This window comes from Halobaculum saliterrae, assembly GCF_009831625.1.
GTDB classification, from domain to species: domain Archaea; phylum Halobacteriota; class Halobacteria; order Halobacteriales; family Haloferacaceae; genus Halobaculum; species Halobaculum saliterrae.
In genome coordinates, this window is sequence record NZ_WUUS01000007.1 from 69,844 (window position 1) to 83,551 (window position 13,708).

A 13,708-nucleotide genomic window follows, 5' to 3' on the forward strand; every position below is an offset into this window, starting at 1 on the left:
CCCATCAACCCATGACCGTCTGGCTCCTCGGCGACCAGTTGAACCCGAACGCCGCACCGCTCCAACACGACGACCACGTCCTCATGATCGAGGCGCACGGCTTCGCCGAGCGCATGCCGTACCACCCGCAGAAGCTCACGCTGGTGTTCTCGGCGATGCGCCACGCCCGCGACGCCCTCCGCGACGCCGGCTACGAGGTGACCTACGTCGAGGCCGAGTCGTTCGGCGAGGGGCTCGACCGCTACTTCGAGGCGAACCCCGGCGACGCGCTCGTGCTCCAGCGCCCGGCGAGCCACGGCGCCGGCGAGCGCCTGCGCGACGTGGTCGCCGACCGCGGCGGCGACTGCACGCTCGTCGCCAACGACGGCTTCCTCACGACTCCCGACGACTGGGACGAGTGGGTCGCCGACCGAGAGTCGGGCGGGTCGACGGGCGACGCCGGGACCTACCGGCAGGAGCACTGGTACCGCCACGTCCGCCGCGAGACGGGGATCCTGTTGACCGACGACGGCGATCCCGCGGGCGGCGAGTGGAACTACGACGACGACAACCGCGAGACGCCGCCGGACGGGTGGTCGCCCCCCGGGATCCCCGAGTTCGAACCCGACGAGATCACGCGGGAGGTACACGCGTTCGTCACGGACAGGTACGACGACCACTGGGGGAGCGCCGACCTCGCGGACTTCGTGTGGCCCGTCACGCGCGAGCAGGCGCTGCATGCGCTCGACCACTTCGTCGAGGTCCGCCTCCCCGAGTTCGGCCCGTATCAGGACGCGATGGTCGAGGGCGAGTGGGCGCTGGACCACTCGCTGTTGTCGCCGGCGATCAACCTCGGCCTGTTGCACCCGCGGGAGGTCGTCGAGGCCGTCGTCGACGCCTACGAGGACCCCGAGCGCGAGGCGCCCCTCAACTCCGTCGAGGGGTTCGTCCGGCAGGTGATCGGCTGGCGGGAGTTCATGCGGCACGTCTACCGCGAGTCGATGCCCGGGATGGACGAAGCGAATCAACTCGATCAGATCCGTGATCTCCCCGAGGCGTACTGGACCGGCGAGACGGACATGACCTGCCTCTCGGAGGCCGTGGGCCACGTCCGCGACCACGGCTACGCCCACCACATCGAGCGGCTGATGGTGCTCTCGAACTTCGCGCTGATCTACGGCGTCGACCCGGGCGAGCTGAACCGCTGGTTCCACCTCGGGTTCGTCGACGCCTTCCACTGGGTGACGACGCCGAACGTCGTCGGCATGGGGACGTTCGCGACGGACGCGCTCTCCTCGAAGCCGTACGCCTCCTCGGCGAACTACGTGAACGAGATGAGCGACTACTGCTCGTCGTGTCCCTACTACCACACCAAGACGACCGGGGAGCGCTCCTGTCCGTTCAACGCGCTCTACTGGGACTTCCTGCGGGACAACGAGGAGGTGCTCCGCGGCACGGGCCGGATGGGCCTGATGTACTCCCACGTCGACGACAAGGACGACGAGGAGTGGGAAGCCATCGAGGAACGCGCCGCCGAGATCCGGGAGATGGGCGAGAGCGGGACGCTGTAGGGGAGGCGACTCAGCGGTCGTCGCCGCCGACGAGCGAGAGCACGCGGACGCGACGGACCGCGTCGAAGTCGCGGAGCCGGTAGACGAGTTCGCGCACGCGGGCTGCGTCGCCGCGGCAGAACACCGTCTCCAGACACCACTCGCCCTGATGGACGTGCGAGGTGGTCGTGATCACGTCCTGGTAGTCGTGTTGGACACCGTGGAGGTCGCGGATCACCTCGTCGTGGACGTAGTCGAACGCGACCACGGCGGCGACCTCGCCGGCGGCGTCCTCCAGACGCGTGTGGCGCTCGACGTACTCGGCCATCGCCTCCCGGAGCGCCCGCGACCGGGAGTTGAACCCCTCGGCCTCGGCGACGGCGTCGAACTCGGCGAGGGCGTCGTCGGGGACGTTCAGGCTCGTTCGCATGGTCTCCACTGGTCGTCCCCTCCGGTTCGGGGTTTCGGTATTACGCCCGCCCCGATCGGGTCATAACAGGGGTTTTCGCCCGGCGTCGTCGACCGTCGGCCGTGCTTCACGACGTCGCACCCGGCCTGCTCGCCGGCTCGCTCGCGCTCGGCGCGCTCCACGGCGCGGAGCCGGGCCACGGCTGGCCCATCGCCGCCGCCTACGCCTTCGACCGCGCGAACGCCTGGCTGGCTGGACTCGCCGCCGGCCTCGTCATCGGGATCGGCCACCTGATCTCCAGTCTCGCGGTCGTCGGCGTCTTCTTCCTGTTGAAGACGCAGGTTCCGATCGACGGACTCTCCGAGCCGCTGTCGGTCGCGGGCGTCCAGATCGGCTCGCCGATCGGCGTCGTCGCCGGCGCCCTCCTGATACTGCTCGGGATCCGCGAGTACCGTGGCGGCGGACACGGGCACGATCACTCACGCGGGAGCGAACACGGTTCGGACCACGCGGACGGGGACGAGCACGCTCACGACGACCGCCACCATCGCCACGGCGACGACGAGCCGGGTCGCCTCCAGGCGGACGTGGACCTCGCGTCGACGGGGCGCACCGCCGGACACGAGCACGGGTCCGCCGCCGGCGAGCCCCCCGACGACGGCGTCCTCGCTCGCCTCCGTGGCTCCCTCCCGATCGTCGGGGGCGGGGGAGCGGGCGGCGGCCACGCGCACGAGCATGGCGACGCCCACGGCCACGGTGACGGTCACACCCACGACCACGACCTCTCGGCCGACGACGGCCTGTACGGCATCGCCGTCTCGGCGTTCGTGCTCGGGTTCGCCCACGAGGAGGAGTTCGAGATCATCGCCATCTGCGCGGGCTCAGACCACTGCCTCGAACTGATGCTCGCGTACGCCGGCACCGTCGTCGTCGTCATCACGGCGCTGACGCTCGCGCTGGTCGCGGGATACGAGCGCTTCGAGGACCGCATGGAGCGGTACGCGGAACACTTCCCGACGGTCTCGGCGGTCGTGCTCGCCGCGATGGGGCTCGGCTTCCTGTTCGGGGTGTTGTAGCGCGGCGCGGAGGGAGCCGTCGCCGAGCGACCGCCGTCCGCCTCTCCGTGTCTATCGGAACCGGCCGAACAGCCGGTAGCGATCCTCGGGGTCGTACGACCGGAACGCCATGCTGTTCGCGAGCACCGAGACGCTGGAGAACGCCATCGCTGCGGCCGCCAACGCCGGCTGGAGCAGGCCCAGCGAGGCGAGCGGGATCATCGCGGTGTTGTAGCCGAGCGCCCAGAAGAGGTTCTGCTTGATCTTCGAGAGCGTCCCTTCCGAGACGTTGATCGCCTTCACCACGTCGAACGGGTCCGAGCGCATCAGCGTCACGTCGGCGGCCTCGATGGCCACGTCGGTGCCCGAGCCGATGGCGACGCCGACGAACGCCGAGGCCAGCGCGGGCGCGTCGTTCACGCCGTCGCCGACCATCATCGCCCGCGAGCCGTCCGACTGGATCGCCTCCACGGCGTCGGCCTTGTCCTCCGGCAGGACGCCCGCGCGGACGTTCTCCGGGTCGATGCCGACGCGTTCGGCCACGGCGCGGGCCGTGCGCTCGTTGTCGCCGGTGATCATGTGGACGGCGATCTCGCGCGCGCGGAGCGCCTCAACCGCGGCGACGGCCGACTCCCGCACCTCGTCCGCGACCGCGAGCACGCCCAGCAGCTCGCCGTCGAGCGCGACCAGCATCGCCGTCTTCCCCTCCGACTCCAGCTCGCGCATCGTCTCCATCGCCGGCTCGGGGTCGACGTCCTCCTCGCGCAGCAGCTCGGGCTTGCCGACGACGACGGTGCCGTGCTCGGTGCGCGCGCGGATCCCCTTCCCGGAGACGTTCTGGAGCACGTCCAACTCGCCCGGCTCGACGCCGCGCTCGCGGGCGCCGGCGACGACGGCCTCGGCGATCGGGTGTTCGCTGCCGCCCTCGGCGGTCGCGGCCGCCGCGAGGAGGCGTTCGGTGGGATCGTCGGCGACGTCCCCGTCGCTCCCCTCGGCGACCTCGGCGTCGTCCGCGGCGGGCACCGCCCCGTCGGTCGCGGGCGAGACGGGAACGGCGTCGGTGAGGGTCATCTCGCCGCGCGTGAGCGTCCCGGTCTTGTCGAACACGACCGTGTCGGTGTCGCGGACGCGCTCCAACACGTCGCCGCCCTCGAAGAGGACGCCGTGTTGGGCGCCGATGCTCGTGCCGACCATCGTCGCCGCCGGCGTCGCCAGCCCGAGCGCGCACGGACAGGCGATGAGGACCGCGGAGGCGAACACCAACACCGCGAACTCGGTGACGCCGACCGCGGCGGGACCGCCCGCGGCGAGCCCCCACAGCGGGAGCCCCGAGATGACGCCGGCGAGCGTCTCGGGCGCGAGGAACCACACCGCCCCCCACAGCAGGGCGTTGGCGATCACCGCGGGGACGAAGTACGCGGAGATGCGGTCGGCGACGCGCTGGATGTCGGGCTGGCGCGACTGCGCCTCCTTCACCCGCGTGACGATCTGCTGGATCGCCGTTTCCTCGCCGACCTTCGTCGCCTCGATCACGAGGACGCCGTTCTCGTTGACCGTCGAGCCGATCACCTCGTCGCCGGGCTCCTTGCCGACGGGGACGGACTCGCCGGTCACCATCGACTCGTCGACGGCGGACTCGCCCTCGCGGACGACGCCGTCGGTCGGGACGCGCTCGCCGGGGCGCACCTTCAGGCGGTCGCCGACCTCGACGTCCTCCAGGGGGACCTCCTCCTCGGACCCGTCGTCCCGGACGACGGTGGCCGTCTCGGCCTCCAGCTCCAGCAGCGACCGGATCGCCTCGCCCGCCTGCGACTTCGAGCGCGCCTCGAGGTAGTTGCCGAGCGTGATGAACACGAGGATGAGCGCGGCCGTGTCGAAGTACAGCCCCGCCCGCGGGAGCACCCCGAGCAGGGCGATCACGGAGTAGCCGTACGCGGTCGTCGACCCCAGCGCGATGAGGACGTCCATGTTGGCGCGGCCGTTGACCACGAGCGCCTTGTAGGAGTTCTCGTAGAACTCCCGGCCGAGGAGGACCTGCACGGGCGTCGCGAGCGCGAACGCGGCCCACCCGATGTGGAGCCCCGTTCCGGGGATCTCCTCGGGGAGCACGCCCGGCGCGAACAGTTCGAGCACGAGCATCGCCAGAAGCGGCGCCGACAGCGCCGCGCCGAACAGCGTCAGCCGGCGCTGGCGCCGAAGCTCGGCCGCCCGCGCGGCGTCCTTCGCGGACTGTCCGTCGCCACCGTCCTCGCCGTCCGCGCTGTCCTCATGGATCGGCTCGTACCCCGCGGCCTCGACGGCGTCGTGGATGTCCTCGCGCGTCGTCACCGACGGCGCGTACGTCACGGTCGCCTCGTCGGTGGCGTAGTTCGCGTCGACCGAGACGACGCCCGGGAGGTCGCCGACGGCCTCCTCGATGGTCGCCGAGCAGTTCGCGCACGTCATGCCGGTGATCCCCACCGTCACCGTCTCGGCGATCGGGTCGTAGCCGGCCGACTCGACCGCGTCGAACACGTCCGCCAGCGAGACCCGATCGGGGTCGTACTCCACGGCCGCCTCGTCGGTGGCGTAGTTCGCCGTCGCCCCCGCGCCGTCGAGGCCCGCCACGGCGTCCTCGATGGTGGCGGCGCAGTTGGCGCACGTCATCCCGCCGATGTCGATCGTCACGCGTTGCCTGTCACTCATTGCTCACTAGTACGGGGTCCGTATTCATGCGGTTTGTGCCTTCGAAACCGGCACTCAGATCGGATATCTATCTAACAAGCGAAGACAGATCACGGACGATATTTTCGATCGGAATCCGATGTGCGTCCCGAGACCGAAACAGGAATGACGACCCGACCGCTACGGCCGCCCATGACGACGACGATGCGGATCACAGGGATGACCTGCGGCGGCTGTGAGACCAACGTGGTCGAGGCGCTCGAGGGCGTCGACGGCGTCGACGGGGCCACCGCGGACCACGAGTCCGACGAGGCGGTCGTCGAGGGGGACGCCGACCCGCTCGACCTCATCGCCGCCGTGCCCGACCAGTACGAGGTCGAGTCGACCGCGTAAGCCGGCGGCCCGCGATTCGGCCACGGCGGTCCTCGCCTACCGCCCCATCCCGTAGAACTCCTCGTTGGGTCGCCAGTCGGCGAACGTCGCCATCCGGTTGGAGAGGTTGAAGAAGGCGGCGACCATGCCGATGTCCCACACCTCGTCCTCGGAGTATCCGGCCTCGTACAGCAGATCGAGGTCGTCGGTCGTCACCGCGTCCGGCTCCTCGGTCAGCTTCACCGCCACCTCCAGCATCGCCATGCGCTCGTCGCTCACGTCGGCGGTGCGGTGGTTGGACACGAGCTGGTCCGCGAGGTGCGGATCCTTCGCATAGATGCGCACGAGCGCGCCGTGGGCGACGTTGCAGTAGAGGCAGTTGTTCCGCCCGGAGACGGCGACGACGATCATCTCCACCTCCTCGCGGTCGAGCGTGGTGTCGTCGACGAGGGCGTCGTGGAACGCCATGAACGCCCGGAAGTGGCTGGGCTTGTACGCCAGCGCGGACATGACGTTGGGCGTGAAGCCGGCGCGCTCGGTCTCCTCGTCGAGGCGCTCCCGGATGTCCTCGGGAACCTCGTCGTAGTCGGGCACCGGGAAGCGCCGCTGCGCGTCGTCGAGCAGGTCGGGTCGAGGGGACTCCTCGCTCATGCGCGTGTGGCTTCGGCGACCCGGGCTAAAGTGCTAGCCCTCGCCCGCGGCCCTCAGATCGCCGCGCCCTGCACCGCCAGCGCGACCGCGCCGGCCATCGCGAACACGCCGAGGACGAACAGCCCCCAGTTCCACAGCGTCGAGTCCGCGGGCGTCAGCGACAGCGACCACGTCCGCGGGTACGGCCACAGGAAGTTCACGCCCATCGGCGTGATCACGTCGCCGAGGAGGTGGGCGACGACGCTCCCGAACCCGAGGAGGAAGCCGAACGCGACCATCGAGACGCCGCCGGGCACCGCGATCGAGAGGACGGGCTCGACGAGCGACGCCGCGCCCGCGAAGACGGCGCCGACGACGCCCGCGAACAGCAGCGAGTGGGTCGGCCCGCGGTGGGAGACGAGCGGCAGCCGGTGGTCCACGTCGGGCAGCATCGCGAGATACAGCACCGTCCCGGCGACGAGGACGGCGAAGGCCGGGTACCCGTCGGTCAGCAGCCAGAACGTGATCGGCGCGAGCGTGAGCATGGCGACGCCGAGGTGGCCCCGTTTGTACACGGCCGTCGGTGAGTCGGCGTCGGTGAAGAACGCTCGGGATCGCGGACGCGACGGTCGGGGGCGGACGGTCGCCGGCTGGCGTTCTCGGCGGACGGTCGCCCGCGGGTGTCGCCGCGAGGGCCCTATCGGTTCCAGGCGGCGTCGTCGGGGTCGATGACGCGCTCGCGGACGTCGTACTCGGCGATGCGGTCGAGGTCCTCCCCGTCCAGCTCCAGCTCCTGTGCCTCGAAGTTCGCACGGACGTGATCGCCCGTCGCCTTCGGGATGGGCACGAGCGCCTCCTGCGCGAACGCCCACGCGAGACAGACTGCGGCGGTACTGGTGTCGTGCTTCCCCGCGATCTCCGAGAGGAGCGGGTCGTCCAGCGCCTCGCCGCGCCCCAGCGGCGAGTAGCCGACGAGGTAGTGATCGTGCTCGACGGCGTACTCTCGCAGTTCAGTCTGCGGGAACAGCGGGTGACACTCCACCTGATGGGCCGCGACGGGCGCGTCGAGGATCGCCCGCGCCTCGTCGAGCAGGTCGGGCGTGAAGTTCGACAGGCCGACGTGGTCACACAGTCCCGCCTCGTGCAGTTCGTCCATCGCGCGCAGGGTCCCCTCGGGGTCGTACGCCGAGATCGGCCAGTGGACGTACAGGAGGTCGACGGTCTCGAGGCCGAGGCGCTCCAGCGACTCCCGCGCGGTGCGCTTCGCGTCCTCGTACGCGAGGTTGTCGGGGTGGACCTTCGTCGCCACCACCACCTCCTCGCGGGGAACGTCCGCCCGGCGGATCCCCTCGCCGACGGCCTCCTCGTTGTCGTACATCTGTGCGGTGTCGACGTGGCGGTAGCCCGTCTCCAGCGCCGTCCTCACCGTCTCGGCGCACTCCTCGAAGTCGTCGTTCGCGGAGGTGCCGAGGCCGAGCGCCGGGAGGTCGAGATCGGTCATCGCCGGAGGTGCGTACGTGGCGACCGAAAGCGTTCGGGAGGCGGAAGCGCCCCCGCCGTCGCGACGTCCCCGGTCGCGCCCGCGGGTATTTGCCGCTCGCGGCCGTAGGCGACGGTATGCCGATCGTCCGCTTTCGCGGCACCGAGATCGAGTGCGAACGCGGCGACACCCTCCGCGACGTGTTGTTCGAGGCCGGACTGTCGCCGCACAACGGCCGCGCCGACGCGGTGAACTGCCGCGGCCACGGCTCCTGTGGCACCTGCGCCGTCCGCGTCGACGGCGCGGTGTCGGAGCCGTCGCGCCGCGAGCGACTCCGCCTGCGCGTCCCGCCGCACGACCCCGACGCGGGGCTTCGGCTGGCGTGTCAGACGACCGTCGAGGGTGACGTGACCGTCGAGAAGTTCCCCGGGTTCTGGGGCCAGCACGTCGACGACGGGACGGCAGAGTAGGCGGTCGCCGTCCCGGTTCCGGCGATCCGGACCGGCGACCACGCGCGACCGGTTCACTCGGGTTGGGAAACGACCAACACCCCCGCGCCGGTGGTGGAGACGATGACCGAGTTCCGTCGCCGTGTCGCCGCCGTCTCCGGCGCGGGCGCGATGATCGCCGCGCTGGGCGGCATCGTGGTCGCGATCGCGTTGGCGCCGTGGTTCTCGCTGACCGCGAACGCGCTGTCCGATCTGGGCGTCGCTGACCGCACGGCGGTCGCGACGGCGTTCAACGGCGGGCTCCTGCTCGGCGGCGCCGTCGCTATCGCGTACGCGTGGGCGCTGTGGGCGGCCGCCCGGACGCTCGGCGCCCGGGTCGTCGCCGTCGAGTTCGCCGCCGCGGCGACTCTCATGGCCGGGGTGGGCGCGTTCCCGTCCGGCACCTCGCTCCACTTCCCCGTCGCGCTCGGCTTCTACCTCGCCCTCACGCTGGTGCTGGCGACCGACGGGGCGGTCCGCCGGACGACGACGGCGGGGCGGCTCGCGCTCGCGGCCGCCGGCGTTCACCTCTGGCAGTGGTGGCTCTGGGTCGCGGGCGTCAGGCTCGGGCCGGGGCTCGCGATCCCGGAACTGGTCGGCGCACTCCTGCTCGCGGCGTGGGTACTCGCGGGGTCGCCTGTCGCGCCGCTGGCGAGGGTGGCCCGAGATCTGACTCGCCCCCCGGAGTGAGGCGCGATGGGACGGTCGAGCGGGGATCCGTGGCGTCGGGCGTTGTCCGACGGAGCCGCCGACGGTCGATTCAGACGAACCGTTCGTTGAACCGGTTCACGGCGTCGTCGGTGCCGGCCACGACGAGCCTGTCGCCCTCGATCACCTTCGTGTCGGGACCGACGTTCGTGAGGAGGGCGCCGTCGCGCTCGACGGCGACGATGGTGACGCCGGTCTCGGCGCGCACGTCCGCCCCCGCGAGCGTCCGACCCTCCAGACGCGGGGCGACCGTCCGGATCAGGTCGACCTGCGTTTCCGGCCGGAGCACCTCCTCGTCGAGCAGGTGAGAGGCGATGAGGCGGCCCGAGACCGTCGACAGCGAGAGCACGTAGTCGGCGCCCGCGCGATACAGCTTCGGGACCGAGTCGGCGTCGTTCGCCCGGGCGATCACCTCGGCGTGGGGCGCGACCTGCTTCACCGCCAGCGTGGCGAAGATGGTCGTCGTGTCCGAGTCGAGCGCGATCACGACCGCCCGCGCCTCGTCGACGCCGGCCGCTTCCAAGGTCTCGCGGTCGGTCGCGTCGCCGACGACGTCGACCCCCGGCGCGTCGTGCTCGTCGACGACGACGACCTCCTCGCTGGGGCGCACTTCCGCGGCCGCGCTGTGGCCGACTCTCCCGTACCCGGCGACGACGACGGGGCCGCGACGACGTCGTCGCGTCTCCGAGAGGGTGAGGTCCTTCAACTCCTCCAACTCCGACTCCGTCCCGACGACCAGCAGGACGGTGTGTTCGTCGATGACCCGGTCGGGTCGCGGCGGCGACTCGAACTCGCCGTCCTTCCACGCGCCGAGGACGTTCGCGCCGGTCCGGTCGCCGATCGACGACCCGACGACGGACTCGCCGACCAGCGGGCTGCCGCGGTGGACCAGCAGCTCCGCGATCTGGAAGTCCTCGCCGATCTCGACGCCGTCCCCGAGTTCGTCGGCGACGCTCGCGGTCGCCTTCGCTCCGAGGCTCTCGCCGAGCAGGCGTCGCGGCGAGACGACGCGGTCGGCGCCGGCGTACCGGTGGTAGTCGGCGACGTCCTCGTCCTCGACGAGGCTGACGACGCGGAGGTCGCCGTCGTCGACACACTCGCGTGCGGAGAGGACGACGCTCGCGTTCGTCTCGTCGTCCGCGTCGGCGACGAGCGCCCGCGCCTCCGCGACGTTCGCGTCGTGGAGCGTCCCGACCTCCTCGGGATCGCCGTGGATCACGTGTTCCTCGCCGTCGTCGTAGATCCGGCCGGCCTCGTCGTCGTCGTCGACGACGAACAGGTACGGCACGTCGCGGGCCCGGAGCTCCTCGCGGAGGACGCGTCCACGCGGCGTGTGTCCGCAGATCACGACGTGGTCGGCGAGGCCGTCGACGGACGTCGGCACCGTCGTCGAGAGCGTCTCCTCGAACAGCGGGAAGACGAACGCCGGCAGCGCCATGAAGATGAGCAGTACGCCCGTCAGGTCCATCGCCACGACGATGAGGTTCATCTCCGTCGTCGACCAGGGGGCGTCCGAACCGAACCCGGTGGTGGTGAACGTCTCGACGACGACCTGCAGCGAGTGGGCGAACGACTGCTCGCGCCCCTCGAACGCCGCCATCGCCTCGTGGTACGCGACCGTGTACAGCAGGATGACGACGACGAGCGCACCCAGATACGCCGCCGTCCGCCGTCGCCACTTTCCCATACCCCACACTGCGCGGGCACGGTGTTAACCGGCACGGAAGCGCGGTCGGTCGCGACGTGACGCGAACGCGGACGACCGCGACCGCGTGAGCCGTCGAAAGAGCGAGGACGACAGGCCCCGTCCGGATAGCCGTGAAGCCACGCCACCGGGACGGCCTGCTCGCGCTCGCCGCGACTGTGGTCCTCCTCGCGGGTGCCGCGGCGCTCGGCGTCGCGCCCGCGTCGCTCCTGGCTCCGCCTGCACCACTCGCCGCGGCCGTCGGCGCGCTCGGCGCCGTCGCGATCGAACTCGCCATGGCGGCCCGTCCGGAGGCGGCGCGGCGAGTCTGGGCGGACGCCCGCGTCCGGTGGGGCGGCACCCTCCTCGTCGCCGCCGGCGGCCCCGCCGCCGTCGCGTTCGGCCGGCCCGTTGTCGGGAGGATCGTCGTCGCGGGGCTGGCCGGCGGCCTGCTCGCCTACTTCCTCCTGCTCGCGGGGGTGCTCTCCGGAACCCTCCCGCCGCCGGAGACGTGGCTCGATGACGGAGGATGACTCCGGGTGGAGGGCGGGGAGTGATACCGGGCGAGCGCCAACCCCCTCGCGTGCGCGAAGTCACGCTCGACGCGACCGGACCGATCCGACTGGACGAGGACGACATCGACGACGGGAAGGGCGACATCGCGGTGTGTCGCTGCGGGCTCAGCGACGAGTTCCCGTTCTGCGACGGGTCTCACCGACGGACCGAGGGCGAGGAGGCGGGCGTCCGATACACGTACGTCGACGGGGAGCGCCGGGTCGTCGAGGAGATCCGGCTGGCCGACGGGGACGTGATCGGTGGGCCGGACGAGACCGAGGTCGAGGACGCGAGAACGGCGGAAACGGAGTAACGGGTCGTTACGCGCCGACCTCGGCGCCGGCGTACAGCGCGACGACGAGGAAGATCCAGACGGCGTCGACGAAGTGCCAGTACATCGAGGCGGTCGTCACGGAGACGTGGCGGTCGGCGGAGTACTGTCCCGCGAGCGCACGAACGAACACGATCGCGAGCAGCACCGCGCCCATCGTGACGTGCAACCCGTGCAGCCCGGTGAGGCCGTAGAACGCCGATCCGAACAGCCCGGACGTGAGGCTGAAGCCCTCGTGGACGATGAACTCGTAGTACTCGTACACCTGCCCGCCGATGAACACGACCCCCAGGAGCAGCGTGACCGCGAGCCACCCGATGAACCGCTGGCGGTCGTTGCGACGGATGGCGCCGTGGGCGAAGTGCAGCGTCACCGACGAGACGATCAGGATGGTGGTGTTGATGATGACCAGCGACCCGAGCAGATGCGGGAGGTCGCTCGCGATCTCCGCCCACGCGTCCTGCGAGCGGATGAAGAAGAAGTACGTGAAGCCGGCGCTGAAGGTGGCGATCTCCGACCCGAGGAACGCGAGCATCCCCCACCTGAGCTTGCTGGCGCTGTGTTCGTCGGCGCCGCGCTCCCAGAAGTGGGTGACGAACGCGTGGTACATCCACCCGTAGATCCCGAGCAGGAACAGCCCGATGCTCCCGACGAGCACGCCGGGACCGATCAGCGGCCCGACGATGTTCCGATCGCCGACGGCCATGAGGTACAGCGCCGCGCCGATGTAGATGCCGCCGGCCCCGAGCGCCGTGACGAACGGCCACCACGAGGCCTCCCCGAACCCGCGGGGCCAGTCCTCGACCGCGGGCAAGTGGTGCCCGTCGTCGTGGGCGTCCTCCGTTTCTGTAGCCATGCGCGCCGGTAGCCGACGGGGAGACAAAAATCCTCCCACCTGCATCGGCCGTCGACGGCCCGACGGCGATCCGATGCCGTGACCCGGCGATCCGATGGCGCGTCGACACCCCTCGCTCGTGGTTCCCATCCCGGTAGTTTGTGTGATCGGCCGACACACATACTACGGTAGACGGTAACCATCGGATGTATGCCGGAGTGTAGAAACTGTAGTTCGTTCGTCACCGAACGGTACGTCCGAGTGTTCGCTCCGGAAGGGATGGACAACGTTCGCGTGTGCCCCTCCTGTGAGGACATGATCCGTGAGGGCGCCGGTGTGCGGGAGGCCCGGTCGAAGCGCGCCTGAGTCGACCCGTCAGACCCCATCGAATCGCGTGTCCACGTCTCGGCGGTGTGTTTTTGCCCGCCGAGAAGCCCCTTCTCCCCAATGGCGGTGTTCGACACCTACGTCGCCGAACTCGACCGCGGGGACGGCGACGTTCCGCCCGAGGCCCGACTGATCGGCGTCGCGGCGTCGCCCCCGCGGCGCCTGCGTGCGCTCGTCGACGAGGTTCGCCCGGCGCTGGCCCCGCCGCCCGCGCTCCGCGACGACCACGCCGACGCCGCCGCGGCGTTCCGGATCGACGGGCTCTGTGAGTCCGGCGCGCACAACGCGGCGTGGGGCCGCGTCGACTTCGCCGACCGCTACCGCGAGCACCTCGCGTCCGACCCCGAGGCGGGTGCCGCGGTCGATTCGCTGTGTGCGACGCTGAGATCGGGCGCGGACGTCGTGCTCGTGGGCCCCGAGCGCTCCGGCGAACTGCGGAGCCATCGAACGGTCCTTCGCGAGCTGCTCGCCGAGCGGTCGGGCGATGTGGACTCCGAGGCGGGTGACCGCCCCGACGAACCCGGCTGACTGGCCCCCGCCCGAGTTCCACGAGACCCCCTACGGTTCGCGGCGGTTTCGCA

The 13,708-nt window shown here is 71.0% G+C and carries 16 protein-coding genes; 9 read left to right on the forward strand and 7 right to left on the reverse strand.

All coding sequences use genetic code 11. The features are described from left to right. The first annotated feature begins 11 nt into the window (after positions 1 to 11). Positions 12 to 1,550 (forward strand): cryptochrome/photolyase family protein, encoded by a 1,539-nt coding sequence (locus GRX01_RS11790; protein ID WP_159667523.1) that lies wholly within the window; start codon positions 12 to 14, stop codon positions 1,548 to 1,550. A 10-nt stretch (positions 1,551 to 1,560) separates the two neighbouring features. Here GRX01_RS11790 and GRX01_RS11795 read toward each other — a convergent pair whose 3' ends face one another. Next, a complete protein-coding gene (locus GRX01_RS11795; RefSeq protein ID WP_159667525.1) occupies positions 1,561 to 1,959 on the reverse strand; it encodes a CopG family ribbon-helix-helix protein in 399 nt (132 codons plus the stop codon). Positions 1,960 to 2,060: 101 nt separating this feature from the next. Between GRX01_RS11795 and GRX01_RS11800 the strand changes: the two genes are divergently transcribed. Continuing rightward, positions 2,061 to 3,014, forward strand: a complete 954-nt coding sequence (locus GRX01_RS11800) for a hypothetical protein (protein ID WP_321168063.1) — start codon at positions 2,061 to 2,063, stop codon at positions 3,012 to 3,014. Positions 3,015 to 3,065: 51 nt separating this feature from the next. Here the strand turns inward: GRX01_RS11800 and GRX01_RS11805 are convergent, their stop codons facing one another. Beyond that, positions 3,066 to 5,678: a heavy metal translocating P-type ATPase gene (locus GRX01_RS11805; RefSeq protein ID WP_159667527.1), complete on the reverse strand. Its 2,613-nt coding sequence runs from the start codon at positions 5,676 to 5,678 to the stop codon at positions 3,066 to 3,068. A 171-nt stretch (positions 5,679 to 5,849) separates the two neighbouring features. On the opposite strand from GRX01_RS11805, the gene GRX01_RS11810 reads away from it, so the two are divergent. Continuing rightward, positions 5,850 to 6,050 carry a heavy-metal-associated domain-containing protein gene (locus GRX01_RS11810; protein WP_159667529.1) on the forward strand — a complete coding sequence of 67 codons (201 nt, stop codon included), beginning with the start codon at positions 5,850 to 5,852 and terminating at the stop codon, positions 6,048 to 6,050. Between the two features lie 36 nt (positions 6,051 to 6,086). Here the strand turns inward: GRX01_RS11810 and GRX01_RS11815 are convergent, their stop codons facing one another. The 3 genes from GRX01_RS11815 to GRX01_RS11825 all read right to left on the reverse strand — a co-directional run bounded on the left by GRX01_RS11815 (position 6,087) and on the right by GRX01_RS11825 (position 8,160). After that, positions 6,087 to 6,653, reverse strand: coding sequence for a peroxidase-related enzyme (locus GRX01_RS11815; protein ID WP_201289597.1), 567 nt, complete (start codon positions 6,651 to 6,653; stop codon positions 6,087 to 6,089). Positions 6,654 to 6,733: 80 nt separating this feature from the next. Then, positions 6,734 to 7,234, reverse strand: coding sequence for a metal-dependent hydrolase (locus GRX01_RS11820; RefSeq protein WP_321168064.1), 501 nt, complete (start codon positions 7,232 to 7,234; stop codon positions 6,734 to 6,736). Positions 7,235 to 7,356: 122 nt separating this feature from the next. After that, a complete protein-coding gene (locus tag GRX01_RS11825; protein WP_159667533.1) occupies positions 7,357 to 8,160 on the reverse strand; it encodes an aldo/keto reductase in 804 nt (267 codons plus the stop codon). Between the two features lie 116 nt (positions 8,161 to 8,276). Here GRX01_RS11825 and GRX01_RS11830 point away from each other — a divergent pair, with 116 nt between their 5' ends. Both GRX01_RS11830 and GRX01_RS11835 read left to right on the forward strand, forming a co-directional pair. Continuing rightward, positions 8,277 to 8,609, forward strand: coding sequence for a 2Fe-2S iron-sulfur cluster-binding protein (locus GRX01_RS11830; RefSeq protein ID WP_159667534.1), 333 nt, complete (start codon positions 8,277 to 8,279; stop codon positions 8,607 to 8,609). A 102-nt stretch (positions 8,610 to 8,711) separates the two neighbouring features. Beyond that, positions 8,712 to 9,317: a DUF998 domain-containing protein gene (locus GRX01_RS11835; RefSeq protein ID WP_159667536.1), complete on the forward strand. Its 606-nt coding sequence runs from the start codon at positions 8,712 to 8,714 to the stop codon at positions 9,315 to 9,317. 70 nt (positions 9,318 to 9,387) lie between these two features. On the opposite strand, the gene GRX01_RS11840 is transcribed toward GRX01_RS11835, so the two are convergent. Beyond that, on the reverse strand, positions 9,388 to 11,022 hold the full coding sequence (locus tag GRX01_RS11840) for a potassium channel family protein (protein WP_159667538.1): 1,635 nt from the start codon (positions 11,020 to 11,022) through the stop codon (positions 9,388 to 9,390). A gap of 131 nt (positions 11,023 to 11,153) precedes the next feature. On the opposite strand from GRX01_RS11840, the gene GRX01_RS11845 reads away from it, so the two are divergent. Together GRX01_RS11845 and GRX01_RS11850 are read left to right on the forward strand one after the other, a co-directional pair. Beyond that, a complete protein-coding gene (locus GRX01_RS11845) occupies positions 11,154 to 11,552 on the forward strand; it encodes a hypothetical protein (RefSeq protein WP_159667541.1) in 399 nt (132 codons plus the stop codon). 50 nt (positions 11,553 to 11,602) lie between these two features. After that, the gene (locus GRX01_RS11850) at positions 11,603 to 11,887 is read left to right on the forward strand and encodes a CDGSH iron-sulfur domain-containing protein (RefSeq protein ID WP_394351382.1); all 285 of its coding nucleotides are present in this window, start codon (positions 11,603 to 11,605) and stop codon (positions 11,885 to 11,887) included. Positions 11,888 to 11,894: 7 nt separating this feature from the next. Here the strand turns inward: GRX01_RS11850 and GRX01_RS11855 are convergent, their stop codons facing one another. Next, the gene (locus GRX01_RS11855) at positions 11,895 to 12,761 is read right to left on the reverse strand and encodes a cytochrome c oxidase subunit 3 (protein ID WP_159667546.1); all 867 of its coding nucleotides are present in this window, start codon (positions 12,759 to 12,761) and stop codon (positions 11,895 to 11,897) included. A gap of 189 nt (positions 12,762 to 12,950) precedes the next feature. Here GRX01_RS11855 and GRX01_RS18890 point away from each other — a divergent pair, with 189 nt between their 5' ends. Together GRX01_RS18890 and GRX01_RS11860 are read left to right on the forward strand one after the other, a co-directional pair. Continuing rightward, positions 12,951 to 13,106, forward strand: coding sequence for a DUF7563 family protein (locus GRX01_RS18890; RefSeq protein ID WP_201289589.1), 156 nt, complete (start codon positions 12,951 to 12,953; stop codon positions 13,104 to 13,106). An 81-nt stretch (positions 13,107 to 13,187) separates the two neighbouring features. Continuing rightward, the gene (locus GRX01_RS11860) at positions 13,188 to 13,655 is read left to right on the forward strand and encodes a DUF488 family protein, N3 subclade (RefSeq protein ID WP_159667548.1); all 468 of its coding nucleotides are present in this window, start codon (positions 13,188 to 13,190) and stop codon (positions 13,653 to 13,655) included. The last annotated feature ends 53 nt before the right edge of the window (positions 13,656 to 13,708 follow it).